Annotated in this window: 17 protein-coding genes and 1 riboswitch; of the genes, 8 read left to right on the top strand and 9 right to left on the bottom strand. The window is 72.6% G+C overall.

From position 1 onward, the window contains the following. Positions 1–178: 178 nt before the first annotated feature. Both PV796_RS33845 and PV796_RS33850 read right to left on the bottom strand, forming a co-directional pair. Positions 179–397 carry a ferredoxin gene (locus PV796_RS33845; RefSeq protein WP_274917533.1) on the bottom strand — a complete coding sequence of 73 codons (219 nt, stop codon included), beginning with the start codon at positions 395–397 and terminating at the stop codon, positions 179–181. A gap of 4 nt (positions 398–401) precedes the next feature. Continuing rightward, on the bottom strand, positions 402–1592 hold the full coding sequence (locus PV796_RS33850) for a cytochrome P450 (RefSeq protein ID WP_274917534.1): 1191 nt from the start codon (positions 1590–1592) through the stop codon (positions 402–404). 143 nt (positions 1593–1735) lie between these two features. Here PV796_RS33850 and PV796_RS33855 point away from each other — a divergent pair, with 143 nt between their 5' ends. Both PV796_RS33855 and PV796_RS33860 read left to right on the top strand, forming a co-directional pair. Continuing rightward, on the top strand, positions 1736–2368 hold the full coding sequence (locus PV796_RS33855; RefSeq protein WP_274917535.1) for a TetR/AcrR family transcriptional regulator: 633 nt from the start codon (positions 1736–1738) through the stop codon (positions 2366–2368). Between the two features lie 151 nt (positions 2369–2519). Beyond that, entirely contained in the window at positions 2520–2933 is a 414-nt protein-coding gene (locus tag PV796_RS33860; RefSeq protein WP_274917537.1) for a hypothetical protein, read from the top strand. 79 nt (positions 2934–3012) lie between these two features. Here PV796_RS33860 and PV796_RS33865 read toward each other — a convergent pair whose 3' ends face one another. Beyond that, the gene (locus PV796_RS33865) at positions 3013–3411 is read right to left on the bottom strand and encodes a hypothetical protein (RefSeq protein WP_274917538.1); all 399 of its coding nucleotides are present in this window, start codon (positions 3409–3411) and stop codon (positions 3013–3015) included. A gap of 174 nt (positions 3412–3585) precedes the next feature. Here PV796_RS33865 and PV796_RS33870 point away from each other — a divergent pair, with 174 nt between their 5' ends. Together PV796_RS33870 and PV796_RS33875 are read left to right on the top strand one after the other, a co-directional pair. Then, on the top strand, positions 3586–4584 hold the full coding sequence (locus tag PV796_RS33870; RefSeq protein WP_274917540.1) for a hypothetical protein: 999 nt from the start codon (positions 3586–3588) through the stop codon (positions 4582–4584). 53 nt (positions 4585–4637) lie between these two features. Next, positions 4638–4725: riboswitch (ZMP/ZTP riboswitch) on the top strand. 27 nt (positions 4726–4752) lie between these two features. After that, positions 4753–5619, top strand: a complete 867-nt coding sequence (locus tag PV796_RS33875; RefSeq protein WP_274917541.1) for a bifunctional 5,10-methylenetetrahydrofolate dehydrogenase/5,10-methenyltetrahydrofolate cyclohydrolase — start codon at positions 4753–4755, stop codon at positions 5617–5619. A gap of 7 nt (positions 5620–5626) precedes the next feature. Here the strand turns inward: PV796_RS33875 and PV796_RS33880 are convergent, their stop codons facing one another. After that, positions 5627–6049 carry a hypothetical protein gene (locus PV796_RS33880; protein ID WP_274917542.1) on the bottom strand — a complete coding sequence of 141 codons (423 nt, stop codon included), beginning with the start codon at positions 6047–6049 and terminating at the stop codon, positions 5627–5629. A gap of 258 nt (positions 6050–6307) precedes the next feature. Between PV796_RS33880 and PV796_RS33885 the strand changes: the two genes are divergently transcribed. Beyond that, positions 6308–7696: a DUF5685 family protein gene (locus PV796_RS33885; RefSeq protein WP_274917543.1), complete on the top strand. Its 1389-nt coding sequence runs from the start codon at positions 6308–6310 to the stop codon at positions 7694–7696. Positions 7697–7845: 149 nt separating this feature from the next. Next, positions 7846–8358: a GNAT family N-acetyltransferase gene (locus PV796_RS33890; protein WP_274917544.1), complete on the top strand. Its 513-nt coding sequence runs from the start codon at positions 7846–7848 to the stop codon at positions 8356–8358. Between the two features lie 138 nt (positions 8359–8496). Here the strand turns inward: PV796_RS33890 and PV796_RS33895 are convergent, their stop codons facing one another. From PV796_RS33895 to PV796_RS33910, 4 genes are all read right to left on the bottom strand, one after another. Further along, on the bottom strand, positions 8497–9786 hold the full coding sequence (locus PV796_RS33895) for a cytochrome P450 (RefSeq protein WP_274917545.1): 1290 nt from the start codon (positions 9784–9786) through the stop codon (positions 8497–8499). Between the two features lie 90 nt (positions 9787–9876). Further along, positions 9877–10677, bottom strand: a complete 801-nt coding sequence (locus PV796_RS33900; RefSeq protein ID WP_274917546.1) for an ABC transporter permease — start codon at positions 10675–10677, stop codon at positions 9877–9879. Then, positions 10674–11726, bottom strand: a complete 1053-nt coding sequence (locus tag PV796_RS33905; protein ID WP_274917547.1) for an ATP-binding cassette domain-containing protein — start codon at positions 11724–11726, stop codon at positions 10674–10676. Before PV796_RS33905 ends, PV796_RS33900 begins: the two co-directional genes overlap by 4 nt. Positions 11727–12321: 595 nt before the next feature. Next, entirely contained in the window at positions 12322–13362 is a 1041-nt protein-coding gene (locus tag PV796_RS33910; protein ID WP_274917548.1) for an alcohol dehydrogenase catalytic domain-containing protein, read from the bottom strand. 513 nt (positions 13363–13875) lie between these two features. On the opposite strand from PV796_RS33910, the gene PV796_RS33915 reads away from it, so the two are divergent. Further along, complete coding sequence (locus PV796_RS33915) at positions 13876–15324, top strand: glutamate decarboxylase (RefSeq protein WP_274917549.1); 1449 nt, start codon at positions 13876–13878, stop codon at positions 15322–15324. A 179-nt stretch (positions 15325–15503) separates the two neighbouring features. Beyond that, entirely contained in the window at positions 15504–16241 is a 738-nt protein-coding gene (locus PV796_RS33920) for a DUF4389 domain-containing protein (RefSeq protein ID WP_274917550.1), read from the top strand. A 31-nt stretch (positions 16242–16272) separates the two neighbouring features. Here the strand turns inward: PV796_RS33920 and PV796_RS33925 are convergent, their stop codons facing one another. Then, complete coding sequence (locus PV796_RS33925) at positions 16273–17034, bottom strand: GNAT family N-acetyltransferase (protein ID WP_274917551.1); 762 nt, start codon at positions 17032–17034, stop codon at positions 16273–16275. Positions 17035–17527 lie beyond the last annotated feature (493 nt).

The following is a 17527-nucleotide window of genomic DNA, read 5'->3' on the forward strand; positions in this document are numbered from 1 at the left end:
TCCCCGCAGAGATAATCCGAACACGTACGATCTCGGCTTGGCAAGAGGCGCGCGCCGAGTTGGCCGAGCTCTTCCCTGATCGACCCTCAGTGCGCCCGCCCGCACCGCCGAATGGCGCCCGGGCGCACGCAACGGGGCGCGGCCCCCCGGCCGCGCCCCGCCAACTGCCCTCGTACTCCTACGGTCGAGGCCCGATCACCCGCCCGGAACCGTCCCGCACCGTGATCGCCATCGCCGGACACACATCGGCCGCGTCGAGCGCCCGCTCGTCCTCCGCGACCTCGTCCCGCACCGCCCTGGCGTGCGGCCCGTCCAGGGTGAACAGGTCCGGGGCGATCGCCGGGCAGGAGCCGGAGGCGATGCACAGCCCCGGATCGATCTCGACCTTCCACGCCATCGCGTCACCACCCCACCGGCAGGACGCGCGGACCGCGCACCAGCATCTCGGTCTTCCACTCCACGTCCCCGGCCACGTGCAGCCCGGGGAACCGGGTGATCAGTGCCGAGATCGCCTCCTGGAGCTCCAACCGGGCCAGCGGCGCGCCCAGGCAGTGGTGAACACCATGGCCGAAACCGAGGTGTTGGTTCCCGGTGCGCCGGATGTCCAACTTCCCCGGTCCGTCGAACCGCAGCGCATCGCGGTTGGCGGAGCCCACCGCCACCAGGACCGGTTCGCCGGCCCGCACCAGCGTGCCCCCGACCTCGATGTCCTCCAGGGCATAGCGGGGCTGCCCCGCCCCGCTGCCCAACGGGACGAACCGCAGCAGCTCCTCGACGGCGCCCCCGACCAGTTCGGGCTGCTCCCGCAACAGGGCCAGTTGCTCGGGGTGGTCCAGCAGCGCCAGTACGAAGTTGGGGATCTGGGTGGCGGTGGTCTCGTGCCCGGCGACCAGGATGCCCACGCACAGATCGATCAGTTCCAGCTCGGAGAGCCGGTCGTTGACGTCCCGCGCGTCGATCAGCGCGGTCATCAGGTCGTCCTGCGGGTCCTTCCGGTGCTGCTCGATCAACTTCCGCATATAGGCGCGGAGTTCCTCGCGGTTGGCCTCGAACTCCGCGGCGGTCAGCGAACTCGTCGACAGCGCGGCGTCGCTCCACACCCTGAACTGCGGCCGGTCCTCGGTCGGCACCCCGAGCAGCCGGCAGATGACGGCCACCGGGATCGGCAGCGCGTACCGGTCGACGAGGTCCACCGGCGGCCCGGCGGCCTCCAACTCGTCGAGCAGCTCCCGGGTTAACTCCTTGACCTGCGGCCGGAGCTTCTCCACCTGGCGGACGGTGAACGCCTTCGCCACCAGGGTCCGCAGTCGGGTGTGGTCCGGTGGGTCCATGCTCAGGATCCCGCCGTTGCGGGTCCCCTCGGACTGCCGGGGTTCGTCGTGCCGTTCGCTCTCGGCCCGACTGAACCGCTGGTCGCCGAGGACGAACCGGGCCTCGGCGTACCGCGTGACGAGCCAGGCCGGCTCGCCGTATGTCATCTGGACCTTCAGCAGGCCCTCGCGGCTGCGCGCGTGTTCGTATTCCGCCGAAAGATCAAGGCTCTCGGCGATGTTGAAGGGGTAGGCAAGGGGTGCTGTGTCGGCTGTGGTCACGGTGGCCTCCCTCGTGTAAGCACCTGCTTACATACCGTAGGACGCGCGCACGAGGTGGTCAACGATGAATTGCGCACGGCGTCTTGGCCCGTCGCGACGGATCGCGGCGGTCAACCGGCAAACCGACAGAAAGGGGAGTTTCCATGAGGGAGGCCATGCAGGAGGAGACGACGCAGGAGGCCGGGGGGAGCCCACCGGGTCCGGCCCCCGTCGAACCCCGTCGGAGCGCCCGGGGCACCCGGCTGCTGCTGCTCGACGCCGCCTCCGAACTCTTCGCCGAACGCGGCTACGAACGCGCCACGGTGCGCGACATCGCCTCCCGCGCCGGCGTCAACCAGGCCCTGCTGTTCCGCTACTTCGGCTCCAAGAAGGCCCTGTTCGGCGAGGTGATGGCGCGCGGCGGCCATGAGCAGTTGCGCACCACCCCGGCGGAGCGGCTCTTCGAGGTCGCGCTGCGCGGCATGCTCGCCGAGGGCGGCGGCCCCGGCGACGACCGGTCGTTGGAGGTCTGCCTGCGCTCCATCGGCGGGAGCGACGAGATCGCCGAGGCGCTCCGCGGGCTCGGCGACGAGTACGCCGAGGTGCTCGCCACGCTCTCCCGCGCCGGCGACGGCGCGCTGCGCGGCGATCTGGCGCTGTCCTGGCTGCTGGGCATCGGCCTGATGCGGGTGGTGGTCGGCAAGCAGCCGCTGGCCAGCGCCGATCCGGATGTCGTCGTCCAACTCGTGGGGCGGGCGCTGGGGACTCTGATGGAGGACCTGCCGCCGGCTGAGTGAGACCGGACGGTCACCACCGCGCGGGGCGCGCCCCGGCTCGTGGTGCGTTCCGGTGACCTTCCGGCGGGTCGTCATGTGCAGTCGTATAAACCAATTATTGTCGCGCTTGCAGGAGAATGTCCTTTTTGCCCAGCCGAGCAAAGGTGGAACAATGCTTCGTTCGATCCCTCGCGGGCTCGCGGTGGCCGGCCTCGCCGCGGCGGCCCTGACGGTCCCGACGGCGGGTGCCGCGACCGCGGCTCCCAGCAACGCGCAGTCCGCCCTGTGCACCGCGCACAGCCGGTGCCATGCGTCTCACGGCCACGAAGGCCGGCGTGGGAAGCAAGGCCAGCAGGGGCGCGAGCGCTACGACGACGGTTTCGGCCGCACCGGCGAGAACCGGCGCTACGACGACGACGGCTTCGGTAGCCGGGACGACGAGGTCGGTAGCCGGGATGACGAGGTCGGTCGCCGGGACGAATCCCGCCGTCGCGATGACGGTGACGAGCGTGGGAACGAGGAGCTCAAGCGCAACGGCCTGGGCCGCGACGGCCTCCTCGGCCTCAAATTCCTCGGGATCCTCTGACCGCCGCGTCGCATCGCCGCCTCCGTGGGCCCGGGTCCCGTACCCGGGCCCACGTGCATGTCCGGGGAAGGGGCGGACCTCAGGGGTGGGCGACCGGCCTCAACGCCCCGTACGCGGACGTCAGTTCGCGGCCGTAACCGCCGGGTGCAACGGGCAGCGGGCGGCGCGACGGCAGTACGTCCGGCGCCCGGTGCGGCCGCAGTGCATTGAGCGCGATCTCGGTCTCCTCCATCAACGCCCGGTAGGACACCAGTCGCTGCCACTCCGGATCGGCGACACCGGGCACCGTCGCTGACCGCTCCAACCAGGTCTTCAACAACCCCGCGTAGACCGGCGTCTGTCGGATGACTTCGGCGTTGATCCGCGGCGATGCGCGCACCGCCTCCGGGCTGGAGGGAGCGTGCGGGTCCCCCGCGGGGCGGGGGACGAACGAGGTCCGGCCGTGGCCGGCGACGGTGACGGAAGTCGGAGCACTCATGGCAGTTGAAACGATTCGTTCCGTTGAACGGTCACTGCGCGCACCCCCGTTCGGCCCCCGTGCCTCGTCTCATAACATCCCAAAGCGCTGCGTGTGATGCGGGGAATATCACCTCTTACAGTGATCTCCGGGGGAGAACCGGTCCAAGAACGGCCAAAAAGCGTTGTCGCAGACATGGAACCGAGGGAGTTGTGGGAGCGCCACGCGGTACTCGCCCAGGCGTTTTGCATCAGCGATGACGAGGTCCGCCGGACGCAGGGACTCCTCGACGAGGCCGAGGCCCGCCGCTCGCGGACCCTGGCGGCCTTCGCGGTGACCGTGGGCAGCGACGAGGTGGTCGCCGATCTGCTCGGGCTCGACACCCGTGAGGTGCGCCTGGCCCGCCGCACGGTCGGCAAGGAGGACGCCCGGGCGGTGGCCAAGAGCCTGCTCGACGAGTCCGCCCGGGAACGCCGCGCCGCCGTCCGGCCCGAACCGGCGCGCCCCACCTCGCCACCCGTGGTCGGCATCCCGACCCCACCGAGCCGGCCCCGCGCCGCCGCTCCCGTGCCCCCGGCCGCCGCCCCCGCGCCCCCGCCCGAACCCGCCGCCACCCGCGTCCCGCCCCGCCCGGCCCCGTCACCCCACCTCGTGTCCGCGCCGGTCGGCGCACCCCTCAGCGAGCCCGGCTGGTCGCCGGCGTTGGACGCGGTCCTGGTGCACAGCCACCACACCGGTGCCGACTTGACCGCGCTCGCCAGTGAACTGGGCCTGGACGTCACCATCCTGAACGCCCGGGCCCACCAACTCGCCGCGGAATCCAGCACCTCCCGTTCGTCGTCCACCGACCGCATCGGCCGGCACCGCCGGATGACCGAAGGCCAACCCGCCGCCCCCTCCGACCCCGGCCACTTCTCCCGCGCCGAACCCCACGTACCCCCGCAGTCCTACGAGCCGCACACCACCTGGGCGCCCGCCGCCCACCCCACCCCATGGGCCGCCACACAGGACGCCTACGCCTCCTGGTCCCCACCCGACGCCGCGACCTGGTCACCCCAACCCGGACTCGCCTCCGCCCCCACCTGGGACCCCAGCGCCATGACCGTCGCCCAGCACGACTGGGACGGCATCCTCAGTCAATGGGAGGCCACCACCGCGCCGTACACCTCCAGTCCCGGACAGCAATCCCCATGACCGCGGCGGGCCGCACCACCCATGGGCCTCCTCCGGGCCATCGCCTACAGTGGGGCGCGAGCCGTGACTGGCGCTTGGGTGGAGTACCACCGGGGAGCGGCTCGGTCTGACCGGCCAATGCCGTGCGCCTGGGCGATCCCGTACGACGTACGACGCTCAGGAGGCGCCATGTCGCAGACCACGTTCCCCACCGCCCGCCTGATGGACGGCAGCGCGCTCGCCCGCCGCATGGTCGAGGAGGCCGCCGCCCGCGCCGCGGAACTCACCGCGCGCACCGGCCAGGCCCCTTGTCTGGCCACCGTCCTCGTGGGCGACGACCCCGCGTCGGTCACCTACGTCCGGATGAAGCGCAACCGCTGCGCCAAGGCCGGCATCGAGTCGCGGCACGTTGCGCTGCCCGCCGACACCACCACCGCCGCGCTCGTCGACACCCTCGGCGAACTCTCCGCCGACCCCGGCGTGCACGGCATCCTGCTCCAGCATCCGGTCGGCCCGCACATCGACGAGCGCGCGGCCTTCGAGGCCATCGCCCCCGAGAAGGACGTCGACGGCGTCACCGCCCACTCCTTCGCCGCGATGAGCCTCGGCATGGACGGCTTCGCCTCCTGCACGCCCGGCGGCATCGTCCGCCTGCTGGACCACTACGGCGTCGAACTGGCCGGCAAGCACGCCGTGGTCGTCGGCCGCAGCGCCATCCTCGGCAAGCCGGTCGGCATGCTGTTGCTCGGCCGCGACGCCACCGTCGCCTACTGCCACTCCCGCACCGCCGACCTCGCCGCCCACACGAGGGAGGCCGATGTGCTGATCGCCGCGGTGGGCCGGGCCGGCTTCCTGCGCGGCGACCAGCTCAAGCCCGGGGCCGTCGTCGTCGACGCCGGCTACAACCCCGGCAACGTCGGCGACGTCGACTTCGCGTCGGCCGCCGCGGTCGCCGACCTGATCACCCCCGTGCCCGGTGGCGTGGGCCCGATGACCATCGCCACCCTCCTCACCCAGACCGTGGACGCGGCGAGGCGCCAACTGGCCACGGTCTGAGGCCCGTTCACCCCACCCGGACCGTGGACCTCCAGGGCAGCACCACGTGCGGGCAGACGTGGCCGGGGGCGGCGTGACAGGTCCGCCGCGCGGTGAGGGCGGCGGTGCCCTGCCCGGTCGCGACGAACCGCGCGGCGGCACCGCCGGTCGGCGTCGTGCCCGCCGCCGTCCGCCTGAGCACGGCGGAGGTGCTCGACGCCGGCACGCTCCAGGCGAACGTGGTGTCGGACCCGCGCTCGCCGGTGAGCCGGACCTCGACCGCGTCCCCGGAACGCACGGTCAGCGTCCGGCCGTTGTCCCTGCCGGTAAGCACGACGCCATGGGTCGCCGAGGCCGCACCCGGGCCGACCGGAGCCGCGACCGAGACCGCGCCGGCCCCCAGCGCCGCACCCGCGACCCCCAACGCGGCCAGATACCTCATCGCCTTCATGGCTCTCCAAAGTCCCGGAAAAGACCGCGGGTTGACTGGCGACCCCGCCGCGCCCCGGCCGCTCGCACCGCGGCGCGGTCATGTTCCCACCGGGGATGGGGCGGCGGTATCAGCAGATCGAGTGAACGGGAGGTTCGGGGGAGCTGACCGGGGTGGTGCCCGGCGCGCGGACCGTGTGCGCAGGTCACGGGGGTGGTGGGTAGCATTCCCAGCCGCGGTTGCCTGTCCATGCTCATGTCGCACGGGGGTTGTTCTTCCATGTTCGGAATCGTCAGGCCCTGCGCGCACCGACTGTCCCGAGGGCTGAGAACGGAGTGGATGGCCCATCTCTGCGGCCTCTGCCTGGCGTTGCGCGCCGACCACGGGCAATTCGCCCGGGTCGTCACCAATTACGACGGGTTGATCGTGTCGGTGCTCACCGACGCCCAGTCCGGTCGGGCGGACCTCCAGCGGCGCACCGCCGGTCCCTGCCCGTTGCGCGGCATGCGCACCGCCTCGGTCGCTCAGGGGGAGGGCGCGCGGCTCGCGGCGTCGGTCTCCCTCGTCCTCGCCTCGGCGAAGATCCGTGACCACGTCGCCGACGGGAACGGGGTGCTGCGCCGCCGTCCGATGGCCGCTGCGGCCCGCCGGGTCGCAGCGGGGTGGGACCGCGCCGGCGCGCGCACCGGCGCGATGCTCGGCTTCGACACCGCCGTCCTCGTCGACGCGGTCGACCGCCAAGCGGGTATCGAGCAGTTGGCCGGGCCCGGCACGCCGCTGACGGCGATCACCGAACCGACCGAGACCGCCACCGCCGCGGCCTTCGCGCACACCGCCGTATTGGCCGGGCGGCCCGGGAACGCCGCGCCGCTGGCCGAGGCCGGCCGGCTCTTCGGCCGGCTCGCCCACCTCCTCGACGCGGTGGAGGACCGGGCCGCGGACGCCGCCGAGGGCGCCTGGAACCCGATCACCGCCACCGGCGCCGGACTGGCCGAGGCCCGCCGCCTGTGTGACGACGCGCTGCACGGCATCCGACTCGCCCTGCGCGACGTGGAGTTCACCGACTCGACCCTGGTGCACGTGTTGCTGGCGCACGAGCTGCGGCGCTCGGTGGACCGCGCCTTCGGCAGCTCGACCTGCTCCCACCAGGGGCACGGGCACGGGGCGCCGGGCCCGTACGACGGCCAGGGCGGGAGTCCGTATGGCAACACTCCGTACGGCGACAACCCGTACGGTCAGGGCCCTTACGGGAACGGTGCCGGGAACCCGTACGGGAATCCTTACGGGAACGGGGGCCAGCAGAACCCGAACCCCCCGCAGGCGCCGGCCGGCGGGCGGTCCGTCCCGCCCGGTGGGCATGGCGGCGGTTACGGGGGCGGTTCGGGAGGCCCGGGCGGCGATGGGGGCTGGCAGTCGCCGCACGTTCCGCAGGGGCCGAAGAAGCCCCGGGGCTTCTGGGCCGGCTGCGCGCTCGCCATCGGACTGTGCTGTACCTGCAAGGCGTGCTGCGCCTCGGAGTTCGAGGGGCCCTGGTCGGGCAAGAAGCGCGAGGGCTGCGTCCACGTCTGCGACTGCTGTGACTGCGGCAACGCCGACTGCAGCGGTTGCTGCGACTGTTGCAACTGTTGTGACGGCTGCGATTGCTGCGACTGTGACTGCGGCTGCTGAGCGAGAGCCGTAGTGGGTGGGCTGGCGGATGCCGGGCGGGAAAACCCTTGGTGGGGCCGGTGGCGGGGGTGTTAACGTCGGCGGCTGCTGCGCTGACCGGGGTCGATTCTTCACCCGGCTCCCCGCATCCACGTGAGAACGGAAACCCCATGAGCACCACCTGGACCACCCGCCCCGAGAGGCCCGAGGACATCGCCGCGGTCCGCGGGATCAACCTCGCCGCGTTCCCCACCGCCGAGGAAGCGGATCTGGTCGACGCCCTGCGCGCGGACCGTGACGCCTGGATCGACGGCCTCTCGTTGGTTTCCCAGGCGCCCGACGGCAGCCTCGCCGGGCATGCCCTGCTCACCCGCTGCCACATTGACGACCGGCCGGCCCTGGCCCTGGCTCCGTGCGCGGTGCTGCCGGCGCATCAGCGCCGGGGCGCCGGGACGGCGGCCATCCGCGCCGCGCTCGATGCCGCCCGGGACGAGGGCGAGCACCTGGTCGTGGTCCTCGGCCACCCCGACTACTACCCCCGGTTCGGCTTCGTGCCCGCCTCGCGCTTCGGCATCCGGGCCCCGTTCGAGGTCCCCGACGAGGCGCTGATGGCCCTCGCCCTGGACGCGTCCCGCCCCGTGCCGAGCGGAGTGATCCGCTACCCGGCGCCCTTCGGTATCTGAGGACAACTGGGGGCGTCTGAGGACAACTGCGGGCATCTGCGGGGCCGTTGGGCTACGGAAGCGTGCCCGACGGGCGCTGGGTGTGCCCCCGCCCGTAGCGCTGCGGTGGGCACACCCGGTATCCGAGGGCGGCCGGGGCTATGCCGCGTCCCAGGTGATGGGGAGGCTCTGCACCCCGTGCATGGTCGGGTCCGTGCGCAGCGGCACCTCCTCCGGCGGGACGGCCAGGCGCAGCGTCGGGAAGCGGGTGAGGAGCGCGGGGAAGGCCGCCCGCATCTCCACGCGGGCCAGTTGTTGGCCCAGGCACTGGTGGATGCCGTGGCCGAAGGACAGTTGGCCGGTGGCCTTGCGGCGCAGGTCGAGGCGGTCGGGGTCGGGGAAGCGGGCCGGGTCGCGGTTGGCGGCCTGGAGCGAGACGGTGACCGACTCCCCGGCCCTGATCAACTGGCCGTCCACCTCGACGTCTTCCAAGGCCGCCCGCACCCCGGTGTGGGCGATGGTGAGGTACCGCATCAGCTCCTCCACCGCCTGGTCGGCGAGGTCCGGTTCGGCGCGCAGGGCGGCGGCCTGCTCCGGGTGGGACAACACGGCGAACGTGCCCAGCGCGATCATGTTCGAGGTGGTGTCCAGCCCCGCGGCCAGGAGGAAGACGCCCACGCCGGAGAGTTCCTCGTCGGTGAGAGCGCTGCCGGTCAGATCGCTGAGCAGGTCGTCGGTGGGTCGGGCGCGCTTGGCCAGCACCAGCTCGCGGATGATCTCCTGGAGCGCGCCCCAGGCGGCGAACCGGTCCTCCATCGTCACCTCCGTGTCGGACAAGGCGGTGACGTGCCGTTGGAAGCGGGCGCGCTCGGCGTAGGGCACGCCGAGCAACTCGCAGATCATCAGCGCCGGGAGCGGGTGGGCGAACGCCGTCACCAGGTCCACCGTCGGACCCCGGCGCTCCATGGCGTCGAGGTGCTCGGTGGTGATCTTCGCCATGCGCGCGGTCAGTTCGCGCATCCGGCGGACCGTGAACTTGCCCATGAGGATCCGCCGGTAGCGGGTGTGGTGGGGCGGGTCGATGCCGGTGAGGTCACCTACCGGGGCCGGTGGCAGGGTGAGGCCCTCCGTGCCGGGGAAGGGTGTGTGCATCAGCTCGTAGCGCGAGCTGAAGCGGGGGTCGGCGGCGACCGCGCGGGCGACGGAGTAGCCGGTGGCCAGCCAGCCGACGTGGCCGTCGGGGTAACGCATCCGGCGCAGCGGTTGATCCGCGCGCAGCTCCGCCAGTTCGGCCGGCGGGTCGAAGGGGCACCCCTTGGGGCGGGTGACCGGCAGTCCGGCGAGCGGCTCCGGCTCGGGGCGCGTGGTCTCAACGGCCGTCGGTGTGGTGGGAGTTGAGGAGGGTGTGAGTGAGCTGGACGGGGTGGGTGTGGAGGAATCGTTCTGCATGGGATGCGTAAGTCCTCTGCTGCGTTGGGTTGTTGGGTTGTGGGGCCGTCGGGATGGGTGCGAGAGGTGCGGTGGAGGGGACCGTTGGGGTCAGCGCTGGGTGGCGTTGCGGCGGAAGACCGCGCGGGCCCAGAGGTAGCCGGCCAGGGCGAGGCCGACGCACCAGGCGGCGGCCGCCAGTGCGCTGCTGCCGATCGGTGTCCCCATCAGCAGGCCCCGCAGGGTCTCGTTGATCGGTGTGAAGGGCTGGTACTCGGCGAACCAGCGGATGCCGACCGGCATCGACTCCGGCGGGACGAACGCGCTGCCCAGGAAGGGCAGCAGGGTGAGCGGCATCGGCGCGTTGCTCGCCGATTCGACGGTCTTGGCGACCAGACCCATCGCGGCCGACAGCCAGGTGAGACCGAAGGCGAGCAGGGCGAGCAGGCCGATCGCGGCGACCCAGCCGAGGAGGGTGGCGTGCGGCCGGAAGCCGACCGCCAGCGCGACCCCGATGACCAGGGTGAGGCTGATCATGGTCTGGATGACGCTGCCGACCACATGCCCGGTGAGTATCGAGCCGCGGGAGATCGCCATGGTGCGGAAGCGGTTGATGATGCCCTCGGTCATGTCGGTGCACACGGACACCGCGGTGGCGACGGCACCGGACGTCGCGGCCATCAGGATGATCCCCGGTGCGACGTAATTGACGTACCCCGCACGGCCGTTGGTCGCCCCCGGTACGCCGATGCCGTGGCCGAGCGCCCCGCCGAGGACGTAGACGAAGAGCAGCAACATCAGGATTGGCATGGCGACGACCGAGATCGTCATGGCGGGGTAGCGCCGCGCGTGCTTGAGGTTGCGCCGCAGCATCGTCATCGAGTCGCGCAGCGCGTGGGTGGGGGTGCTCATCGGGCGTTCTCCATCGGGGCGTTGGGTGAGTGAGGCGCGTGCGGTGACCGCTGTCCGTGCTGGGATCGGCCGGTGAGGGCGAGGAAGACGTCGTCGAGGTCGGGGGTGTGCACGGTGAGGGCCTCGGCCGTGACCGAGGCGGCGTCCAGGGTGTCGAGCACGGCGCGCACGGCGGGGAGGCTGTCGTCGCCCGGGATCTGGAGGGTGAGCGCGTCATGGTCCGGCGTGACCGCGTCGAAGAGGGCGGCAGCCGACTCCAGGGCCCGCGCGTCGGCGAACCGGAGGCGGATGTGGCCGCCGGGAATGCGGCGCTTGAGCGCGTCCGCGGTGCCTTCCGCGACCAGCCTGCCCTGGTCCAGGACGGCGATCCGGTCGGCGAGTTGGTCGGCCTCCTCCAGATATTGCGTGGTCAGGAAGATGGTGACGCCGTCGTCGGCGACCAGGCTGCGGATGATCTCCCACATCGTGCGCCGGCTGCGCGGATCGAGTCCGGTGGTCGGCTCGTCGAGGAAGATGACGCGCGGGGTGCCGACCAGGGTCATCGCGAGGTCCAACTTGCGCCGCATGCCGCCCGAGTAGGTGGCGACGGGCTTGCCGGCCGCGTCGGTGAGGTCGAAGCGGCGCAGCAGTTCGGCGGCGCGCCGGCGGCCCTCGCGGCGGTCGAGGTGGTGCAGGTCCGCCATCAGGAGGAGGTTCTCCCGGGCGTTGAGGAGGTTGTCCAGCGCCGCGAACTGGCCGGTGACGCCGATCGCGGTGCGTACGGCATCGGGATCGCGGGCCATGTCGTGGCCCGCCACGCGCACCTGGCCGGCGGAGGCGGGGATGAGGGTGGAGAGGATCTGGACGGCGGTGGTCTTGCCGGCGCCGTTGGGGCCGAGCAGGGCGAAGATCGTGCCCTCGGGGATGTCCAGGTCGATGCCGTCGAGGACCAGTTTGTCCCCGTAGGTCTTGGTCAGTCCGGTGGCCGAGATCGCCGTGGGGCGGGGAGGGGCGGCGGGGGGCGCGGTGGGGGCGGTGGTCGCCCCGGTCGCCCCGTTGCTACGAGTCATCACGGCAGGTCCGTTCCTGGGGTGGGTATGGGTGGGAGCGTGGTGGTGCGTGCGGTGGTGCTCGTGAAGTGCTGGCGCCACTACGGCAGTTGACGGGGTGCAGGCGCGATGGGTGCCGATGCCGCCGATCCCCGCGAGGTCCGTGACGCCATGATGGCACATCTTTGGCGTCATGTGGAGATGGATGGCGTCATGTGTGTGCCGCGGTGGCGTCGATTGGGGGTCGCGGATTGGGCTCCGCGGCAGGTGGGGCGGGCGCTGGGCGGGCTTCGGTGGCGTGGTGCGGCCTTTGCGAGACGGCTAGTTGAAGCGGTCAGGGGTGGTGTCGACTGCGGCGTCAAACGTGGTGCCAGAGATGGCATCAACGGTGGCGCCATGTCGTGCGGATGCCGCGTTCGCGGTGGCCAGAGGCGGCTACGGGCGACCATGACGCCGCCGCCCGAGCGGCAGGAGCTCGGGCGGCGGCTGGTGGGAGTTGGGCTGAGGGGCGTCGTGCGCCGGGGCGCGCCATCCGAGGCCGGGGAACAACTCGCGGACCGGCGCGTTCGCCACGGCGGCCCCCGCGTCACGGCCCCCGACGCGGCCGTTCTCCGCCTCAGCGCGTGCGGCCGGCCTCCGTGTGCGTGAGCACCATCCGGAACCGGGCCGTCCCGGCGAGCATCTTGCCGTACGCCTCGTTGGCGTGGTCCAGCGGCATCGTCTCGATCATCGGGCGGATGCCCTGGAGAACGCAGAACTCCATGGTGTCCTGGACGTCCTGGGCGGTGCCCGACGGGTGGCCGCGGACGACCCGGGCCTGCATGAGGAGTTGGGTCGGGGTGATGGCCAGCGGTTCGACGTCCGCGCCGATGACCACCAGTTCGCCGCGGTGCGTCAGGCCGTCCACGGTCGCGGAGATGGCGGCGGAGTTGGCGGCCGTGGCCAGCACCACCCGGGCGCCGCCGAGGGATTGGAGCGCCTCCGCGACGGGGGTGCCCGCGGTGCTGTCGACGTAGTGGTGCGCGCCGAGTTGCTTGGCGAAGTCCGCCTTGTCGGCGCCGCGGGCGATCGCCACCGTCTCGAAGCCCATCGCGGCCGCGAACTGCACACCGAGGTGCCCCAGGCCGCCGAGGCCCAGCACGGCGACCAGATCGCCCGGCCGGGCCGCGCTGCGCCGCAGCCCGTTGTACGTGGTCACGCCCGCGCAGGCCATCGGTCCGGCGTCGGCCGCCGCCAGCCCGTCGGGTATCCGGGCCAGCGCGTCGGCCGGTGCGATCACCGTCGCGCCGAACCCGCCGTCGTAGGCCCAGCCCGGCACCTTCAGTTGCTCGCACACGACGAAGTCGCCCTCCCGGCAGGGCGTGCAGTGGTGGCAGCTACCGCCGAACCAGCCCACCGCGACCCGGTCCCCGACCTTCCACCGGCTGTCCGTGTGCTCGCCGACCTCCGTGATCCGCCCGGCGATCTCATGGCCGGTGACCAGCGGGAACCGGACGCCCGGCAGCGCGCCGCCGACGAACATCGCATCGCTGTGACAGATCCCGCAGGCGTCCACGTCGATCCGGACGTGCCCCGGTCCCGGCCGCTGCACCTCACGCTCGACGATCTCGAAGGGCGCGCCGACGGCGCCGACCTGCGCGACTCGGTAACTGCTCATCTGGATCTCTCCCGCCTGCCCACTGCCGGCGCGGGCGCGCGGCGCGGTGGATCCCGGGTGCCGTGGACCCACGTCGCGTGCCGCCGCGCCGCGTTCCGGCCGTTCTCGCTCCGGGGCGGTGCCGCCCCGGCTTCCCTGCGTGCCTGCCGCGTGCCGTCGGCCCGGCCACCTGCCGGCCCTGTTGCGCGCTGGGGCAACGGTGCAACGGCCTCCTTCCACCAGCACAGCAGTTCCGGGCCGATCACGCGCGCCGAGCGGGGGAGTTGGCCCGGACGGCGCGATTCCGGTCCGTAGGGCGGCGGTCACGGCGGGTGCGAGTGAGGGTGCGTTTCCGCCCGGAACGCGCATCCGTCCGGAAGCGCCCTCCTCATGCGCCCCGATATCGCCACCCCACGCCCCCCGCACAGAGACAGCCGTTAACCTGGCCGCCGCGTGGAACGGCCCGGCCGGGCGGGAGGGTCGACCGGACCGTCCGCCGCACGGTCCGGCACGTACCAGAGAAGGACACGCTCCATGCCACTGAAGCGCCCGCACCAGCACCGCGACGCCAGCCGCAATCTCACCGTCAACCCGGTCTTCAGCCGGCAGCCGCTCCACGTCCCCCGGTACGAGCTGCCGGCCGACGGCATGGAGCCGGACACCGCGTACCAGATCGTCCACGACGAGCTGATGTTGGACGGCAACGCCCGGCTGAACCTCGCCACGTTCGTCAGCACCTGGGCCGAGCCGCAGGCCCAGCGGCTGATGGCCGAGTGCGCCGAGAAGAACATGATCGACAAGGACGAGTACCCGCAGACCGCCGAGATCGAGTCGCGCTGCGTGCACATGCTCGCCGACCTGTGGCACGCCCCCGACTCCCATGCCGCGGTGGGCTGTTCCACCACCGGCTCCAGCGAGGCGGCGATGCTCGCCGGGCTGGCGCTCAAGCGCCGCTGGCAGCAGCGCCGGCGCGCCGAGGGCAAGTCCACCGAGCGCCCCAACATGGTCATGGGCATCAACGTCCAGATCTGCTGGGAGAAGTTCGCCAACTACTGGGAGGTCGAGCCGCGCTACGTCCCCATGGAGGGCGACCGCTTCATCATCTCCCCGGAGGAGGCCGTCAAGCTCTGCGACGAGAACACCATCGGCGTCGTCGCGGTCCTCGGCTCCACCTTCGACGGCGCCTACGAGCCGGTCGCCGAGCTCGCCGCGGCCCTCGACGACTTCCAGGAGCGGACCGGCATCGACGTGCCGGTGCACGTGGACGGCGCCTCCGGCGCGATGATCGCCCCGTTCCTCGACCCCGAGCTGGTCTGGGACTTCCGGCTCCCGCGGGTCGCCTCCATCAACACCTCCGGCCACAAGTACGGCCTGGTGATGCCCGGTGTCGGCTGGGCGCTGTGGCGGGACGCCGACGCCCTCCCCGAGGACCTGATCTTCCACGTCAACTACCTCGGCGGCGACATGCCGACCTTCGCGCTGAACTTCTCCCGGCCCGGCGCCCAAGTCATCGCCCAGTACTACAACTTCCTGCGCCTGGGCTTCGAGGGCTACCGCGCCGTCCAGCAGACCAGCCGGGACGTGGCCACCCGGGTCGCCGCCGAGATCGCCGAGATGGGCCCGTTCACCCTCCTCACCGACGGCAGCGAACTCCCCGTCTTCGCCTTCCGCGTCAGCGACGACATCACCAACTTCACCGTCTTCGACGTCTCCGCCGCCCTCCGGGAACGCGGCTGGCAGGTACCGGCCTACACCTTCCCCGCCAACCGCACCGACCTGGCCGCCCTGCGCGTCGTCGTCCGCAACGGCTTCGGGCACGACCTGGGCGACCTGTTCCTCGAAGACCTCCGCCGGGTCCTGCCGCGGCTCCAGGCCCAGCAGCACCCGCACCGCGACGCCGATGACGCGAGCGGCTTCGCCCACGGCGCGGAGCCCAAGCAGTCCGTCCGCCCGGCCATCCCGGAGCAGACGGTCCGCGACTGACCTCCGGGTCGCGCCCCCGGCCCGTAGGGGTGGGCCGGGGCGCGGTCGGTCGTGCGCTCGCCGTGCGCGGGCCGCCCGAAGGGCCTGTCCAAATGGGCCGGGGTCGGTCACGCTGGAGGGAGGAGCGCCCTCGGGGCCTCCGGCTGTGCCGGGCACCGTGACGGAAGGGACGCACGGCCATGGCGACGATGACGACGGAGTACCGTCCGGTCCGCGTGGAGGCGGAGTTGGACGAACCGCTGTCGCGCTGGCTCTGGGCGGTGAAATGGCTGCTCCTGGCGCCGCACCACGTCCTGCTGACCGTCTTGGCGCTCGGCTTCCTGCTCGCCACCGCCCTGGCGCTGCCGGTGCTGCTCGTCACCGGGCGCTACCCGCGGGTGCTGTTCGCCTTCACCACCGGCGCGCTCCGCTGGGCCTGGCGGGTGGTCTTCTACTCCTACGGGGCGCTGGCCACCGACCGCTACCCGCCCTTCAGCCTGGGGGCCGTGCCCGACTACCCGGCACGCCTCCATATCGACCGCCCGGAACGGCTGCCCCGTGGGCCGGCGCTCCTGGTGTCACGGCTGCGGGCGCTCCCGCAACTCGTCGGGCTGGTGCTCTTCGGCCTCGCGTTCCGGCTGGTGTGGTGGGTCGGCGGGCTGTCGGCCCTGCTGGCACTGGCCGCCGTGGTGGTCCTGGTCCTCACCTCGCCCGCCGCCGTGCTGCTGTGGACCGGGCACTACCCGCGGCGCCAGTTCACCACCCTGATCGCGTTCGACCGCTGGGTGCTCCAGGTCCTGGCCTACGCGTTCTTCCTGACCGACGCCTGCCCGCCGCTCCGGCCGGAGACCACCGGCCGCCGCGCCGGCCGGCTGCGGGGCCGCCTCCGGCACCGGCTGCACCACCGCGGACCCACCCCGGCGGTCACCGCCCACTGAGCGGGCGGTGACGGCCCCGTGAGACGGGTGGTCAGTGGCCGATGAGCCGTGCGGCCACGCAGGGGTCCTCGTTGTGGTAGCCGAGGCGGGTGTAGAGCCGCTCGGCGGGGGCGTTGTCGGCCAACTGCCACAGGGTGCAGAAGCCGTGGCGGCGGACCGCGTACCGGGTCAGCCACGAGGTCAGGGCCGCGCCGAGGCCCTGGCCGCGCTCGGCCGCGTCGGTGGCGACCGACGCCATCAACGGGGCGCCGTTGTCCCGCAGGCTGCTCAGGGCGCCGCAGGCCACCAGGCGCCCGTCCGCGCCGCGGATCCCGACCCAGAGGCTGACGTCCGCGGAGCCGGGCCCCGTCGAGTGGTCCGGGCTGTGCACGTTGAGGAAGGCGAGCAGCTCGTCGTGGTGCGTCCCGTCGAGCATGACCACCCGCCCCTCCGCCGGGTGGACCGGCGGCTCGTCGAGCGTCCACCGGAAGACCCAGGGGATCCGGTCGGTCACCGGCAGGTGTCGGCCGAGCAGCTCTTCGACGCCCCGCGGTCCGGTGAACTCCCGCACCGTGTCGGGGAGTTGATGGGCCGCGCGGAGGACGAGGCCGGCCGCGGCGGCCGGTTCGCCGACGCTCCACACATGGCCGCGCGGCTCGTCGAGCCACGCCACCGCACCGTCACCGGACCAATTGATCCGACCGGCCGGCCGCGGCCGCGCGGCGCCGAAGCGCAGCAGCGCGGCGCCGGACTGCCGCTCCAGGCCCTGGGTGAACAGATCCGGGTTCCGGGGAAGAAGGGTCGTCGCCTGCATCGCTCTCTGGGAAGGAATCGCTCGGGGGTGGGCAGGTGGGCGGGCCGGATGCGCGCAGGGCACATGCCGGAGCCGTCGTTCTGAGATGGGGGATATCGAGAAATCCGGCGACCGTCGCCGCCCATGGCGAAACGCCCGGTCGACCGGAGGGGCCAACTGTCGCACACCGCCCCCGGCCCGGGGCAAATCTGCTCCCCGAAACCGCCCCGGGACCGCCCGGAACGCGCTCCCACCAGGCCGTTCGTGCTCGTCCGCGGCCCGCTTCAACAGCGCCGAACGGCACCGGGCGAGGTGGCGAAAGTCCCGGGTGGGGAAGGACGACCGGCCCGGGCCGGGGCGGGGCGGTCGGCCGTGATCCGGTACGAACCGCGGTCGGAGGGCCGGCGGGTGGCGGCCGGGCCCTCCTCGGCCCCTAGGAGGTAACCCCGAGACGCGACGGGGGCGCCCGTAGGGGATGGTCCTCACCGGGCCCTGAGACAACGGGGGTTGGGAG

This window comes from Streptomyces sp. WZ-12 (assembly GCF_028898845.1).
GTDB lineage: Bacteria > Actinomycetota > Actinomycetes > Streptomycetales > Streptomycetaceae > Streptomyces.

What these genes read in the sequence shown, in the direction of transcription:
- PV796_RS33845 (WP_274917533.1), bottom strand. Translation starts at nt 397, where the DNA reads ATGGCGTGGAAGGTCGAGATCGATCCGGGGCTGTGCATCGCCTCCGGC.
- PV796_RS33855 (WP_274917535.1), top strand. Translation starts at nt 1,736, where the DNA reads ATGAGGGAGGCCATGCAGGAGGAGACGACGCAGGAGGCCGGGGGGAGC.
- PV796_RS33860 (WP_274917537.1), top strand. Translation starts at nt 2,520, where the DNA reads ATGCTTCGTTCGATCCCTCGCGGGCTCGCGGTGGCCGGCCTCGCCGCG.
- PV796_RS33865 (WP_274917538.1), bottom strand. Translation starts at nt 3,411, where the DNA reads ATGAGTGCTCCGACTTCCGTCACCGTCGCCGGCCACGGCCGGACCTCG.
- PV796_RS33870 (WP_274917540.1), top strand. Translation starts at nt 3,586, where the DNA reads ATGGAACCGAGGGAGTTGTGGGAGCGCCACGCGGTACTCGCCCAGGCG.
- PV796_RS33875 (WP_274917541.1), top strand. Translation starts at nt 4,753, where the DNA reads ATGTCGCAGACCACGTTCCCCACCGCCCGCCTGATGGACGGCAGCGCG.
- PV796_RS33880 (WP_274917542.1), bottom strand. Translation starts at nt 6,049, where the DNA reads ATGAAGGCGATGAGGTATCTGGCCGCGTTGGGGGTCGCGGGTGCGGCG.
- PV796_RS33885 (WP_274917543.1), top strand. Translation starts at nt 6,308, where the DNA reads ATGTTCGGAATCGTCAGGCCCTGCGCGCACCGACTGTCCCGAGGGCTG.
- PV796_RS33890 (WP_274917544.1), top strand. Translation starts at nt 7,846, where the DNA reads ATGAGCACCACCTGGACCACCCGCCCCGAGAGGCCCGAGGACATCGCC.
- PV796_RS33895 (WP_274917545.1), bottom strand. Translation starts at nt 9,786, where the DNA reads ATGCAGAACGATTCCTCCACACCCACCCCGTCCAGCTCACTCACACCC.
- PV796_RS33900 (WP_274917546.1), bottom strand. Translation starts at nt 10,677, where the DNA reads ATGAGCACCCCCACCCACGCGCTGCGCGACTCGATGACGATGCTGCGG.
- PV796_RS33905 (WP_274917547.1), bottom strand. Translation starts at nt 11,726, where the DNA reads ATGACTCGTAGCAACGGGGCGACCGGGGCGACCACCGCCCCCACCGCG.
- PV796_RS33910 (WP_274917548.1), bottom strand. Translation starts at nt 13,362, where the DNA reads ATGAGCAGTTACCGAGTCGCGCAGGTCGGCGCCGTCGGCGCGCCCTTC.
- PV796_RS33915 (WP_274917549.1), top strand. Translation starts at nt 13,876, where the DNA reads ATGCCACTGAAGCGCCCGCACCAGCACCGCGACGCCAGCCGCAATCTC.
- PV796_RS33920 (WP_274917550.1), top strand. Translation starts at nt 15,504, where the DNA reads ATGGCGACGATGACGACGGAGTACCGTCCGGTCCGCGTGGAGGCGGAG.
- PV796_RS33925 (WP_274917551.1), bottom strand. Translation starts at nt 17,034, where the DNA reads ATGCAGGCGACGACCCTTCTTCCCCGGAACCCGGATCTGTTCACCCAG.